The 13,376-nt window shown below is 64.9% G+C and carries 12 protein-coding genes; 2 read left to right on the forward strand and 10 right to left on the reverse strand.

From position 1 onward, the window contains the following. Positions 1-136 precede the first annotated feature (136 nt). The 4 genes from AAFG50_RS05770 to AAFG50_RS05785 form a co-directional block, all read right to left on the reverse strand. Positions 137-1,360 carry an ABC transporter substrate-binding protein gene (locus AAFG50_RS05770; RefSeq protein ID WP_028173882.1) on the reverse strand — a complete coding sequence of 408 codons (1,224 nt, stop codon included), beginning with the start codon at positions 1,358-1,360 and terminating at the stop codon, positions 137-139. Positions 1,361-1,755: 395 nt separating this feature from the next. Then, entirely contained in the window at positions 1,756-2,685 is a 930-nt protein-coding gene (locus AAFG50_RS05775; RefSeq protein WP_028173883.1) for a carboxylesterase family protein, read from the reverse strand. Between the two features lie 109 nt (positions 2,686-2,794). Beyond that, the gene (locus AAFG50_RS05780; protein WP_028173884.1) at positions 2,795-3,289 is read right to left on the reverse strand and encodes a hypothetical protein; all 495 of its coding nucleotides are present in this window, start codon (positions 3,287-3,289) and stop codon (positions 2,795-2,797) included. Between the two features lie 24 nt (positions 3,290-3,313). After that, positions 3,314-3,718, reverse strand: a complete 405-nt coding sequence (locus tag AAFG50_RS05785) for a DUF3606 domain-containing protein (protein ID WP_028173885.1) — start codon at positions 3,716-3,718, stop codon at positions 3,314-3,316. Positions 3,719-3,988: 270 nt separating this feature from the next. Between AAFG50_RS05785 and AAFG50_RS05790 the strand changes: the two genes are divergently transcribed. Next, on the forward strand, positions 3,989-4,129 hold the full coding sequence (locus AAFG50_RS05790; protein WP_007597071.1) for a hypothetical protein: 141 nt from the start codon (positions 3,989-3,991) through the stop codon (positions 4,127-4,129). On the opposite strand, the gene AAFG50_RS05795 is transcribed toward AAFG50_RS05790, so the two are convergent. From AAFG50_RS05795 to AAFG50_RS05805, 3 genes are read right to left on the reverse strand one after another with little or no spacing between them, the layout of a single operon-like run. Further along, complete coding sequence (locus tag AAFG50_RS05795) at positions 4,126-5,712, reverse strand: ATP-binding protein (protein ID WP_028173886.1); 1,587 nt, start codon at positions 5,710-5,712, stop codon at positions 4,126-4,128. The two genes, AAFG50_RS05790 and AAFG50_RS05795, sit on opposite strands and share 4 nt — an antisense overlap. Then, a complete protein-coding gene (locus AAFG50_RS05800; protein WP_028173887.1) occupies positions 5,709-6,413 on the reverse strand; it encodes a response regulator transcription factor in 705 nt (234 codons plus the stop codon). The genes AAFG50_RS05795 and AAFG50_RS05800 overlap by 4 nt, the downstream gene beginning before the upstream one ends. Positions 6,414-6,426: 13 nt before the next feature. Further along, entirely contained in the window at positions 6,427-7,917 is a 1,491-nt protein-coding gene (locus tag AAFG50_RS05805; RefSeq protein ID WP_028173888.1) for a DUF4173 domain-containing protein, read from the reverse strand. Positions 7,918-8,106: 189 nt separating this feature from the next. Here AAFG50_RS05805 and AAFG50_RS05810 point away from each other — a divergent pair, with 189 nt between their 5' ends. Beyond that, positions 8,107-9,450, forward strand: a complete 1,344-nt coding sequence (locus AAFG50_RS05810) for a glycoside hydrolase family 3 N-terminal domain-containing protein (RefSeq protein ID WP_028173889.1) — start codon at positions 8,107-8,109, stop codon at positions 9,448-9,450. On the opposite strand, the gene AAFG50_RS05815 is transcribed toward AAFG50_RS05810, so the two are convergent. From AAFG50_RS05815 to AAFG50_RS05825, 3 genes are all read right to left on the reverse strand, one after another. Then, the gene (locus tag AAFG50_RS05815) at positions 9,447-11,069 is read right to left on the reverse strand and encodes an ABC transporter substrate-binding protein (protein ID WP_028173890.1); all 1,623 of its coding nucleotides are present in this window, start codon (positions 11,067-11,069) and stop codon (positions 9,447-9,449) included. The genes AAFG50_RS05810 and AAFG50_RS05815 overlap by 4 nt on opposite strands. Before the next feature lie 94 nt (positions 11,070-11,163). Then, positions 11,164-12,618 (reverse strand): dihydropyrimidinase, encoded by a 1,455-nt coding sequence (hydA, locus tag AAFG50_RS05820; protein WP_028173891.1) that lies wholly within the window; start codon positions 12,616-12,618, stop codon positions 11,164-11,166. Between the two features lie 96 nt (positions 12,619-12,714). After that, complete coding sequence (locus tag AAFG50_RS05825; RefSeq protein ID WP_028173892.1) at positions 12,715-13,323, reverse strand: TetR/AcrR family transcriptional regulator; 609 nt, start codon at positions 13,321-13,323, stop codon at positions 12,715-12,717. Positions 13,324-13,376: the final 53 nt, after the last annotated feature.

The following is a 13,376-nucleotide window of genomic DNA, read 5'->3' on the forward strand; positions in this document are numbered from 1 at the left end:
GACAATCGGCATTGGGTCAGTGAACTCGTCGAGCTTGTGAGCCCAGCTCTCACCGCACGGCACACCGCGCTCCCTCCCCCCTTGCGGGGGAGGGCGGGGGAGAGGGGTAGCCCAGCAAAAGGTGCGCGTGAGCAGGCTACCGCGCCGCGCCTTCCGTGAACGCCGTCTCGATCACGTCCCCAAACGGCTGCCACGACCGGCCGTCGAACTGCACCAGCCGCATCTGCCTGATCGGCAGATAGCTGTCCGGCGAGGTGTTCATCCTGATGTTGGGGAGCGCGAGGGAGGGCTGGTAGCTCTTCAGCGAAGCCGCCTGACGCATGATGTTCTCGCGCGAAAAATCGTCGCCGCATTGCTTCAGCACCTTGGTCAGCGCCTCGGCCGCGGCGTAGCCATAGACTGCCGCGCTGTTGTTGGTGCTTTCGACCTGGTGGTATTTATCCATGAAGGCGAACCAGTCCTTCATGGCGGGATCGTTCTTCCATGCGGGATCGCTCGGATCCTTCAGGAAGGCGGCCGAGACTACGCCGGCCGAATTCTCCAGGCCCGCGGGCGCCATCGCATTGGCGATCGAGGCGGAGGCGTCGTTCACGATGAAGACCGGACGCCATTTGAGCGACGCCGCCAGCTTGATCACCTTGGACGCCGTCGACGGCACGCCGAGAAAGACGAAGATGTCGGCGCCGGCGCGCTTGAGGATCGAGACGTGCCCTTCGAGATGCTCGTCGTTGATATCGAAGGCGATGTCGACGAGGACGTGACGGTTCAGATCGCCGAGGCCTTCCTGGATACCCTTGTAGAGCATGCGCCCGAACTGGTCGTTCTGCCAGAGCACCACGATCTTCTTCCGCGGATAGTAGGCCTGGATGTAGTTGGCGTAGATGCGTCCCTCCGACCGGAACGACGGCTGCCAGCCCATGGTCCAGGGAAATGCCTTGGCCTGGCTCAGCTCCTCGTCGCCGGTGGCGAGGAAAAGCTGCGGGATCTTCTTCTCGTTCAGATACCAGCGCGTGGCGAGATTCCCGGGCGTGCCGAACGAGCCGAACATCAGATGGACGTCGTCCTTCTCGACCAGATTGCGGGTCAGCTCCAGCGCGGCCGCCGGATCGGAATTGTCGTCGCGGGTGATGAAGCGGATCTTGCGGCCGTTGATGCCGCCGCGCGCGTTGATCATGTCGAAATAGGCGGCCTCCGCGGTGCCGATCGCGCCGAACTCCGAGAGCGGCCCCGAATACGGCATCACATTGCCGATGCGGATCTCGTTGTCGCTTGCCGGTTGTTCGGACCGTTGCTGGGACATCGCCCCGAGCGAAGCGAAGGCGATGATCACAATGAATAGCAGCCTGCCGGTGACGCGCATGCTCGACACCTTGTCGTTGGCCCCCAACGAGGTCGGCTCAGTCCGCACCAAGGCGAGTTGATCTACGTCAAGCGTTTGTCAAAGCTGTGGCTTGGTGGCGCACTTCAAAGCAGCGCAGCTGTTAGCGCGAACGAAAGCGGCAGGCGTGCTGACGCGCTGACAAACGAGGGAGTGTGCCGTGTGGCACCCCCCTCCCTAACCCTCCCCCGCAAGGGGGGAGGGAGCGCACCTTCGTTGTGGCACGCGTTCGTTCTTATCAATTGCGACAGTGCGGTGAGGCACAGCGTAGCGGCGCACTCCGCTGCGCTCCCTCCCCCCTTGCGGGGGAGGGCGGGGGAGAGGGGTGGCCCAGCAAAAGGTCGGAGTAAATAACGCGTGCCGCCCGCAACACCCCGCTACGGCAGCCCCCGCGCCTCGAGCTGATGCACCAGCAGCAGCGTCGGTTCGGCGAGGCTGTCGCCGGAGCCGTCGAGGCCGAAGGCGGCGGCGATGCCGTCGCGGCTGCGCAGGATGGTGCCGCGCGGACAATGGCCGGCGCCGCAGAGCGTCTTCTTCAGGGTCTCGCCCTGTGCCACCAGCCTGGTGGAATCGTCCGCGGCCCAGGCCAGCACGATCGGCACGTCGACATTGAGAATGCCGGGGAAGACCGAGCGCTTGTCGTACTGGGTGGCGTCAGTGCCGAGATAGGCCTTCTCGTTGTCGCTGGCGTCCTTGCCCACGCGATAGATCCCTGACACCAGCACGACGCCCGCGACGTCGGCGCGGTCGGTCTGGAGCTCGGGATGCGCCAGCAGGGTGGCGACGTGAAAGGCGCCGGCGCCATAGCCGACCGCGACGATCTCGCGGGCATCGCCATTGAACAGGTCGATATTGCCGTGGACCCAGGACAGTGCCGCCGCCACGTCCGTCGCCCCGGCGGGCCAGCCTGCCGCCGGCGCGAGGCGATAGTTGACGCGCACCCCGATCATGTCGTTGCGCGCGGCAAAGCACATGATCTGGTCCTGGATCTGGCGCGACAGCTCCGGCGCCGCATGGTCGCCGGTGAAAGTGTCGCCCGCCACGAACAGCAGGACCGGCCGCGGCGTATCCGCCTTGGTCGCGCTGGTGGCGACATCGAGCACATTGGCTTCGCTCTCGCCGTAGCGCAGGCCGCGCGCGAAGGTGACCTGCTCGCAGAGCCGCGCGGTGCCGCCGGCGGTGGTGTCGTTGTCGGTCAGCCCGACGCGGACGAGATCGGATGGCGCAGCCAGCCGCGTCGGAACCGGACCATGCGCGGAAGCTGTCGAGACGGTCAGAACAAGCAAAAATGCGAGATAATTCTTCATGATGGTGCCGGGCCTTGCGCGCTCATATTGGCTCGCTCTTGGGGCCTGTCTTTTCAATTCGCCTTATTAGTTGGCTGGTCTTGAGGCGATTTGACGGCACCTTCGACGCTCAATTCCCTGGCTCGAATGTGCAATCCGCGCCGCTGCCGTCCTTCCGCCTGATGGCGTTGGGGTCGATCGTGCAGCTCAGCTTGGCGAGGCTCTCGAAATTCGATCCCGCCGCGCCGTCGGGCGGAACGCCGGCCAGCGCTTCCGTCGCGAAGATCTCGTTGGCGGTGGAGCCGTTCACGGTTTTCACCTTCTTGCCGAAGGTCACCTCGCAATTGCGAACGGTGATGTCGACATTGCCGGTGCGGCAGACGATCCGGTCGGCGGTCACCACAATGGCCTTCTTGTAGGGAATGTCGGCATTGGCGGCGAACAGCATCGCCACCGCCTTCTTCTCGGCGCCGGTGAGGTTCGGCGACAGCGGCGCGATCACGCCCGCGAGCGCCAGCGCCGCCGAGCCCGAGACCTTTGCGGGCGTGGCTGCGGAGGCGCCGGCGACGTGGGACGTGGCGGCAAGAATGAGGGCGCAGGATAGGATCGATCGGCCGGATTTCATCCCTGCCTCCATGGGCCCGAAATCTCAGGCGGCCTTCTTCCGTTTGACCGTTTTCTTGGTTTTCTTTGCCTTCCTGGCCTTTTTTGCCGCCTTCTGGGCCGCGAGATACGCTTCCACCTTCTTGGCGGAATGGCCGGCTGCGGCCACGGCGGCCTTCAGCTTGGCCGGGGTGATCTTGAATTTCTTCGACCAGTAGCGGACCTCATAGGCCTCGCTCAGCGCGATCCGGCTCTTGTCGGAGGCGCGGTGCTTCTGGAGCTTGATGTAGGCCTCGACCTTCTTGGCGGAGTGGCCGACCTTCTTGACGGCGTATTTCAGCTTGGCCGGCGTCACCTTGAACTTCTTCGACCAATAGGCGACTTCGTATTTCTCGGTGAGCGCAATCAGGGCGCGATCGGCTCCGCCCCGCTTTGCCTTGTTGTCGGCCATGCTTCCCTCCTGCCGTGGACGGCGTCCAGTCTAGCATGCAACCGGATTTGGAAGGCAAGGCGCGGGGCACGCGGGAATTGCGCGGCGGGGACGTTTTGCACCGGTGTGTCAGAAGGTTGTGCGGCGCGACCGGGCCGCGCGCCGGAGCGGGCCTTCTACTGTGCATGGGGTTGTTTTCGCGTTTTTGTGTCCCTCGCACGTCCGTGATGGAACCTTATCGCGGCTGGCGCGACTTATCCTTAGACACGCGGAGAAACGTGCGAGGCTGTCATGGCAGAGAAGCATACCGCCGATCCGGCAGAGATCATGCGGGCGACCGGTCACCCTGAGCTGGAATATGCCGCCGGCTGGACCATCGCCGGTCTCGTCACCATCGGCACCATCGTCGCCGCCTGGGTGTTCGCGATCTAGGCGACCGGAAACTGCAGCTCGAAAGCCGCGCCCTCGTCGGTCGGCTTCAGCCTGATCGAGCCGCCATGGCTCGCCATCACCGCGCGCACGATTGCCAGCCCCATCCCGGTGCCGCCCTGGTCGCGGCGGGTGGTGAAGAACGCGTCAAAGATCCTGTCACGGTTCGGCGCCGAGATCGGCTCGCCGTCATTGCTCACGGTCAGAAGCAGGGTCGTGCGCTCGTCCACCGCCTCCAGCCTGATTGTCCCAGCCTTGTGCCGCACCGCGTTGTCGGCGAGATGCGACAGCACGATCAATGCCTTCTCGCCGGACATGCCGATCGCCCGGTCGAGGCTGCCGCTGGCCTCGATGGAGCTTTCCGGAAACCTGCTCCTGAGGTCGGCGATGACGGGCGCAAGCTCGGTGCGCTCGTTCTGCGGCAGGCTCTCGGCGCGGGCGAGCTCGCGCAGCCGCTGCGCCATCGCCTCCAGCCGCTGGGTGTCGGACAGGATGTTGGCGATGAACGTTTTCTGCTCGGCCGGCGTCAGGCCCTCGGATTTGCCTTGAACCGAATCCTGCAACAGCTCGGCCGCGCCCTTGATCGAGGTCAGCGGCGATTTCAGCTCGTGGGTGAGGTGCGCCGAGAAGGTCGCGATGTAGTCGGAGCGCCGCGCCAGTTGCTCGGCCATGCCGAGGAAGCTGTGCGAGAGCTGGGCGAACTCGCGCGTGCCGTAATGCCTGAGCGGCCTGAATGCCTCGCGGTCGCCGCGGCCAATTCTGGCGGCGCGGTCGATCAGCTCGCGCATCGGCAGCGTGATGGTGCGGGAGAACACGAGGCCGATCGCGATCGTGCCGAGGATCACGGCGAGCCCGGCCAGCACGAACTTAGCCCGCTCCTGGTAGAGGTGATCGAAGATGTTGCTCGGCGTCCGCGTGGTGTAGATCACGCCCGCGACGCGGTTGTTGACGATGACGGGCATCGCCGAGAACACGTGAACGCCGAGGCCGCGGCTGAAGGAATAGATCGGCGGCGGCGGCTTGTCCGGCACGCGGTTGCGCAAGGTGGCGCGATACTGCCCGTGCAGCGCGTCCGCGACCTCCTCGATATGGGCGAGCGACTGCCCGACCTCCTGGCGCCCGGCGATCACCACGCCCTGCGGATCGAGGATCCTGAAACCCGCCAGCGTCACCTTCTGGGTCTCGCGGATGATCGGCGTCAGTTTTGCGCCGATCTCGACATAGGCCGGCTGTGCCGGCTTGGGCGCGGGTTGCGCGTCGGGCCGCCGCCGGAGCAGATCGTTGGCGGTGAGGTCAAGCGCGGGACGGATCGGCGTGACCTGGTCGCCGGGGTCGGGCAGCACGCCCGGCGGCACCTCGGCGCCGAGCGTCAGGCCACTGTCGAGCCTTGCCGCGACCTCCTGCGCATAGATCGTCGCGAGCACGCGGCTCTGCGCGATCAGCTCGGCCTGGGTCTGGCGGATCAGCTGGTTGTCGTAGAGGCGGAAGAAGAACAGGCCGACCAGCGGCAGCACCGCGACCGTCGTCAGCACCGCGAAGATCACGAGCCCCAGCGACGGCCGCCATTTGTCGGGGGCCGCGCTCATGCCTCTTTCTCGCAGCGGCCGAGCTTGAAGCCGACGCCGTGGATGGTCTCGATGACGTTGTCGCAGGAAAGCGCCGCGAGCTTGGCGCGGATGTTGCGGATGTGGCTGTCGATGGTGCGGTCGGAGACCTGGATGTTGAGCTGGTAGGCCGCCCGCATCAGCTGCTCGCGGTTGAACACCGAGGTCGGCCGGGTCAGGAACGCGCGCAGGATGCCGAACTCGATCGCGGTCAGCTTCAGCGGCGTGCCGGCGAACGACGCCACATGCTGCTCCGGATCGATCAGCAGGCCACCTTGCGCCAGCGCGCTCGGCCCGGCCTTGACCTCGCCATTGCGCGGGCTGAGCCGGCGCAGGATGACGTTGACCCGCGCCACCAGCTCGCGCGGGCTGAACGGCTTTGTCACGTAGTCGTCGCCGCCGATCTCGAGGCCGAGCACGCGGTCGATCTCCTCGTCGCGCGCCGACAGGAACAGGATCGGAACGTCGGAGCCTTTGCGTATCTCGCGGCAGACGTCGAGGCCGTCGAACTCGGGCATGCCGACGTCGAGCACGATCAAATCCGGCCTGTCGGCGGCAAAGCGGGCGAGTGCCTCCTTGCCGTCGCGGGCCTCGATCACGTCCATGCCGGCCTTCTTCAGGGCGACCCGGATGACCTCGCGGATGTGGCCCTCGTCGTCGACGATGAGAATGCGATGCGCCAAGGAAACTCTCCGCTCACCCTGCCGGCTGGTTCTTCACCTGCGCCTCCAGCCTGCGCTGGAGCCGCCAGTTTCGAAAGCCCCAGCTCCGCCAGGCCAGATCCTGACGTTGCTGTTCTACAAGGCGGTCGCGGCGCGACACAAGGCAGCTCTCGGGGCTGCCGGGCCGCAGCAAGATCGCCTTGTCTATGGCGGGCAGCGCCTGTGGCCCAAGCGTCAGGAGATAGTTGATGTCGATCTGCACGCCGTTGCCCGATGCTTCCCGACTGTGGGCAACATTATAGTCGGCAATGAACGCATCGAAGTTCACCAGCGAGGCAGTATAGAGCACGATCGTTAACGCGATCAGATTGGCGCCGACAAGCCACCGGTTGGATTGGTCGAGCGCGATGCGGGCCACGATCAGGATCAGCCCGAGTGCCACCAGACCCATCCAGATGAAGGCCGCGATGCGCCAATAGGTCAGCATGTAGATGCCCACGTAGAGGTCGAGGCGGAGGATGGAGGAGGCGACCAAAAGGACGTTCTGCCCGACCCAGAGATAGACCAGCGGCCGGATCACCTTTGATTTCTCAGCCGGTTCACCCGGGCGCATCGCCACCAGTACGAAGGCAGCAGCGAGCAGGGCGGTCGCGATCAGCGGGTAGGCGCCGCGATGGGCGTAGGCCGCATAAGTCATGTTTGCGGGCAGCGCGCCGTGACCCCAGAGATAGATGCCGTCGAGAATGGACTGTGCCGCGAACAGCAGGTTGAACAGGATCAGCGAGCGCAGGATCGTCGAGGGGCCGAGAAACTCCGCTGAGACCATGGGCGGCGGCGGCACCGGGCCATCGGCATCCGTCGTGGTAACAACCGTCCTCCGCCGCCAGCGCACATGGATGAACGGCCAGACCAGCGCCAGCATCGTCGTCCAGAACAACACACGCGGGACGCTGACATATTCGAGGAGGATTTTTGGATTGAGCAGAGACACCCACCGCTCGATCACCGGATTGGCCGCCGCGAACAGCGCGACGAAGACGGTGCCGAGCGCCACCGGCAGCAGCCAGAGCGCGATGCCGCGGGTGAACGCCGACATGTTGAACACCTGGAGCGCGTCGAGGAAGAACCTGAAGGGACCGAGCAGGAAGAAATTGCGTAGCGCACGGGCACGCTCGGTGAACTCGGTCGTTTCCGGATTGGTCGCGACCAGGAGCGCAATGGCCAGCGCCGTGATGAGGATCAGGAAGGACAGCGTGTTGAGCTCCTCGACGGCCGGCACGAGGCCGGCGACGAGAATGGCCGCAGCGATCATGGCGCGCCGCAGATCCAGGGCCGCATGATTGGACAGCGCCGACACGCAAGCCATCGCGGTCGCAAACAGCGTGAGCGACAGTCCGATGCGCTCGCCATAGAACAGCCAGTCGGCGAGCGCAGCCAGCGCCAGCGCGCAGCCAAGCTTGGCTGGAATCGAGGAATGCCTGATCGGTTGGATGTCCGCTGCGATCGTCGAAGCCAGGCTCGTCATGTCCAAAAGACCTCTCGTGATGGGTAACGTCACGAAGTCTGAACGGCGTCTGTGCAGAAGGCGGGATCATCGTCTGCACGGTTTCAGGAGTCTTTTGCAGCTTTCGTGCAGGTGCGCTTTTGCCTCTCGCGCAGCGCAAATCGCTTTGTTAGGTGCGAAGCATTCGCCACTTCTAGCGTGTGACGCATCATGCAATTCCTCCGCCGTATCGGTCTCATCCTGCTCTGGCTGGCCGCGCCTGTCGTCGCGTTCGCGGCCGCGAACAAGAACGATCCCTATCTGGTCCCGCTGCGCGGCGCCGGAAACATCGTGCTTGTCGTTGCAAGCATCGCGATCGTCATGCTTCTGCTTCGCAGAGGGCGGTGGCGCACCATGGCCGGCAAGCTTCTCGTCATGCTCTGGTGCCTGCCGCCGCTGCTGATGTCGGCAGCGCATCTGAAGTTCGAGTTGCGCAAGCATGATGTTCTTGCCGCCAGCGCCAATGAGGTGCGTCAGCTCGGGCCTCACTTCATGGTCGGCTATTCCTCCTTTCCCGAGGTCGCGCGCCTTGCCGAGCAAGGCTTGATCGGCGGCGTCTACGTCACCCGGCACAACATCCGGGGCCGGACCATCGAGGCGCTGCGCGCCGAGATCGCGGCGCTCCAGGACAAGCGGCGCGCTGTGGGGCTGCCGCCGCTGGTCGTCGCCGCGGACCAGGAAGGCGGGATCGTCGGGCATCTCGCGCCGCCGTTGACAAAGGTGCCGGCGCTCGCGACCCTCTCCTCGCTTGCCCCCGACGAGCAGCAGACCAAGGCTGAGGAGTTCGGCCGCATCCACGGCCGCGAGCTCGCCGGCCTCGGCGTCAATCTCAATCTGGCGCCGGTGCTCGACCTCAAGCCGCCGCAGAGGCGCAACCGCCTCGATTTCCATACGCTGATCGGCCAGCGCGCGATTGCGACCGATCCCGTCGTGGTCAGCACGATCGCAAACGCCTATGTCCGCGGGCTGGAAGACTCAGGCGTCGGCGCCACGCTCAAGCATTTTCCCGGCATCGGGCGCGTGCGCACCGACACTCATCATTTCAGTGCCAGTCTCAACACGCCGGTGAGGGAGCTGGAGGCAACCGACTGGCTGCCGTTCCGCGAGGTGCTTTCGCATTCGCATAGCGCGCTCATGGTCGGCCATGTCACGCTGACCGCGGTCGATCCCGATCGCGCCGCGTCGCACTCGAAGCGGGTGGTCCAGGGCATCATCCGCGACAAATGGAATTACCAGGGCATGGTGATGACCGACGACCTCGTGATGGGCGCGATCTACCAGAACGACGTCTGCAAGGCTGTGGTCGAGGCGATCAATGCCGGCGTCGATATGCTGCTGGTCGCCTATGACAGCGCGCAGTTCTATCGGATCTTTGCCTGCGCGCTGGACGGATCGCGGCAGGGCAGGCTCGACGCGGCGATGCTTCACGCGAGCGAAACGCGACTGGTGCGGAGCTTTCCGACCGGGCAGGCGCGAGCCGCCTCAGGCCGCGTCCGCGTCGTCGATCGGCACTAGCCCTTCGCGAACTGGCGGTAGTCCGGCTCGCGGTGAAACCAGAACTCGTAGCCGGTGACGGCCTTCTGCATGGCGACGTCGTGGATCGGCTGGTTGAGCGGGATGACGGGAACGTCGCGCATGCAGAGCGCGATGAAATCCTTCACGCACCTGTCGTATTCCGCCGCATCCGTGGTGAAGCGTGCCTTGTCGATCAGCGCGTCCATCTCCTTGTTCTGGTAGGAGGAGATGTTGAAGATCGAATTGTTGCCGTGAAAATTCCAGTAGAAGTAATATTCGGGATAGTCCAGCCAGCCGCTGAAGCGGTTGAGGGCAATCGGCAGCTCCTTCTTGTTCAGCGTCGTGCGCCAGTTCGCGCCGGGGATTTTCTCGATTCCTGCCTTGATGCCGATCTTGGCGAGGCTCTCCTGGATCAGGATCGCGGTCGGCTCGCCGACGGTCGCCGTACCGGTGTCGAGCGACAGCGTCGTTTCCAGTCCGGACTCGAAGCCTGCCTCTTTCATCAGGGCCTTGGCCTTGTCGAGATCGGTGACATAGGGAAACGGCTGCGGCCAGACCGGCTTTGAGACATCGGCCGCGCCGCCATACATCGGAACGGCGCGTCCGAAGAAGGCGCTGCTCTGGATCTGCTCGTAAGGCATCGCCCAGGCGATGGCCTGGCGCAGCCTGGCATTGTCGAACGGCGGCTTTGCCGTGTTCAGCGCGACGTACCAGAGCGCGTTCGGGATCGGCACGCCCGAGACCTTGACCTTGCCCTCCCTGATGATCTGTTCGAAATCGCGCGGCGCAAAGCCGCTGGAGATATCCGCATCGCCCCGCTCCAGCATGGCGCGCCGGGTGCCTGCGGAAGGGACGTCGCGCGCGATCACGCGCTTCACCTTCGGCAGCGGTCCGCTCTTCCAGTCGTCAAAGCGCGCCAGCACGGTCTCGCTGCCGGGCTTCCAGCTCTCGATCCTGTAGGCGCCGCCGCCGGCCTCGTTGGTCTTCAGCCAGGCCAGCGCCCACGGATCCTCGGGCGCTGCGTTCTTCTTGGCGAGTTCGGAATTGATGATGAAGGGCACGACCACCGCGACATTGAACAGCAGCATCTTGTCCTTGCGGACATAATCGATGCGGAAGGTGTGGTCGTCGACCACGACGAACTGCTCGGGCTTTTCCAGCGATCCCGCCGACATCTGGAAGGTCGGAAAGCCGCCGACCTTCACGGCGCGGTCGAACGACCATTTGACGTCCGTGGCCGTGACCGGCGCGCCGTCGTGGAATTTCGCATCCTTTCGCAAGCGAAAGGTGCAGGCCATGCCGTCGGCCGCGACCTCCCAGCTCTCGGCGAGTTCAGGCGCGAGCTTCTCGCGATCATAGGACACGGTCCCATCGGGCAGCGTCTTGGAGGCGTAGGTCAGCAGGCGATCGTAGCAATTCCAGGACAGGCCGTTCACGGTCTGGTTGGAGCCGACGCCCTGCATGTCCAGCGAGTTCGGCCCCAGCTCCTGCACCACCAGCAGCGTCTCGCTGCGTCCCTGCGCCCGGGCGAAGGGAGGCGCGACGGCCGTCATTCCGGCGATACCGAGGCCACCGAGCACGACGCTGCGACGGTTCATGTCGGAAGATGATGCGCTCATCGCGGCCTCCTTGAGAGAAAGTTGCGACATAAAGAGGCAAAGCGCGTGCCATCAACCGCGCTTCATGGCGTCGCATCCCGCGTGGATCGCGTTCTCAAGGCGTCACCGCTCCGCGTGCGACTGCGCGCGGGGCGGTCAGCTCTTTCCAGGTCGAATTCGCCACATGCACGGGCGAGAAGGCGGGGCGTTCGATGTAGCGGCCATCGCCTGCCTCGGCGCGCAGATCGCCATCCGTCCAGACGACGCGGCCGCGCGAGAGCGTCGCCGCCGGTCCGCCGGTGCAGGCAAAGCCTTCGAACACATTGTAATCGATCCGGCTCATCTGCCGCTTCGCGCTGATGCTCTTTGTCGCCTTGGGATCCCACACCACGACATCGGCATCCGAGCCGACCGCGACCGCGCCCTTGCGCGGATAGATGTTGAGGATGCGGGCGATGTTTGCCGAGGTCACCGCGACGAACTCCTCCTTTGTCAGCCGCCCCGTGGCGACGCCCGCGGTCCACAACAACGCGAGGCGGTCTTCGAGGCCGCCGGTGCCGTTCGGGATCTTCCTGAAATCGCCGAGCCCGAACCGCTTCTGCTCCGTGGTGAAGGCGCAATGGTCGGTCGCGACCACCTGGAGCGAGCCGGCTTGCAGGCCGGCCCAAAGACTATCCTGGTGTGACTTGTCGCGGAACGGCGGCGACATCACGCGCTGCGCGGAATGATCCCAGTCCTTGTTCAGGTACTCGCCGGCATCGAGCAGCAGATGCTGGATCAGCGGCTCGCCATAGACGCGCTTTCCCGCCGCGCGCGCCCGCGCGATCGCCTCATGCGCCTCGCGGCAGCTGGTGTGCACGATATAGACCGGCGTGCCGGTCATGTCCGCGATCATGATGGCGCGGTTGGTGGCTTCGCCCTCGACCTCAGGCGGCCGCGAATAAGCGTGGCCCTCGGGGCCGGTGACGCCGCGCGCGATCAGCGCCTCCTGCATCAAGGCGACGACGTCGCCGTTCTCCGCATGGACAACAGGCATCGCGCCGAGATGGGCGCAGCGCGCGAACGAGTTGTAGAGCTCGTCATCATTCACCATCAGCGCGCCCTTGTAGGCCATGAAATGCTTGAAGGTGTTGATGCCGTAGGTTTTGACCACGGTCTCCATCTCGTCAAAAATCTGCTTCGACCACGACGTCACCGCCATGTGGAAGCCGTAGTCGCTGGCGGCCTTCTCGGATTTGTGCCGCCACTCCTGATAGGCCGCGAGCATCGACTGGCCGGGATCGGGCAGGCAGAAATCCACCACCATGGTGGTGCCGCCGCTCAGTGCCGCCTTGGTTCCCGATTCGAAATCGTCGGCGGTGACGGTGCCCATGAACGGCATTTCGAGATGGGTATGCGGATCGATCCCGCCCGGAATGACGTAGGCGCCGCCGGCATCGATGACCTTGGTGCCTGTGGGCGCCTCGAGCGACGGGCCCACCGCCACGATGGTCTCGCCGTCGATCAGCACGTCCGCACGACGCGAATGATCGTGATTGACGACGGTGCCGCCGCGGATGAGGAGGGGCATGAGAGACTCCGGATAGAGGTGAGGGGACGGCCCGAAGGCTAAGCGCACCACTCGCGATGCGACAGGCGAAATTTTAGTCAGCCGCCGCCGATCTTTTTACTCCGCCCGCGCGATCAGCCCGTCGATCATCGCGCGCACGAGGTTTGCGATCTCCTTGCGCAGCGCCGGCAGGGGAACGGCGACCAGTTTCTGCTCCAGTCCCAGCGCCACCATGCCATGCACGGCCGAGAACAGGCTGCGCGCGGTGATGCCGAGCTCTTCCTGATTGCGCTTGGGAAGCAGCAGCGCCAGCGGGTGGTAGATGTGGCGGAACAGCTGCAGCTGATCGTCGACGGACCAGTCGGGGAGGATCTTGTCGGCGGCCATGCGGTGCTCGAACAGCGCGCGCCAGAGTTCGAGGTTTTCGGCGGCGAAGTCGCAATAGGCAATGGCGATGCGGACCAGCGTTTCCTGCGGCGAGGGCTCCCCGGCGCGTTCCGCCGCGCTGAGCGCCTCATCGAGGCGATGCAGCGTGCGCGAGCCGACCCGCAGGACGAGCTCGTCCACGTCGGCGACGAGATTGTAGACCGCGCCATTGGCGCAGCCGATCTCGCGGGCCAAATCGCGGGTTTTCAGACCTGCCAACCCCCGCTCAGCGATCATCCGCTCGGCCGCCTGGATCAGGTCGGTCCGAAGTTTCGCTCGACGTTCCAAGGCCTTAGTCATCTGGAGTCAAATTCTTGAGCGTCGCTCAAATATTTATTGAACGATGTTCAATA

This window comes from Bradyrhizobium sp. B039, from assembly GCF_038965675.1.
Taxonomy (GTDB): Bacteria; Pseudomonadota; Alphaproteobacteria; order Rhizobiales; family Xanthobacteraceae; genus Bradyrhizobium; species Bradyrhizobium diazoefficiens.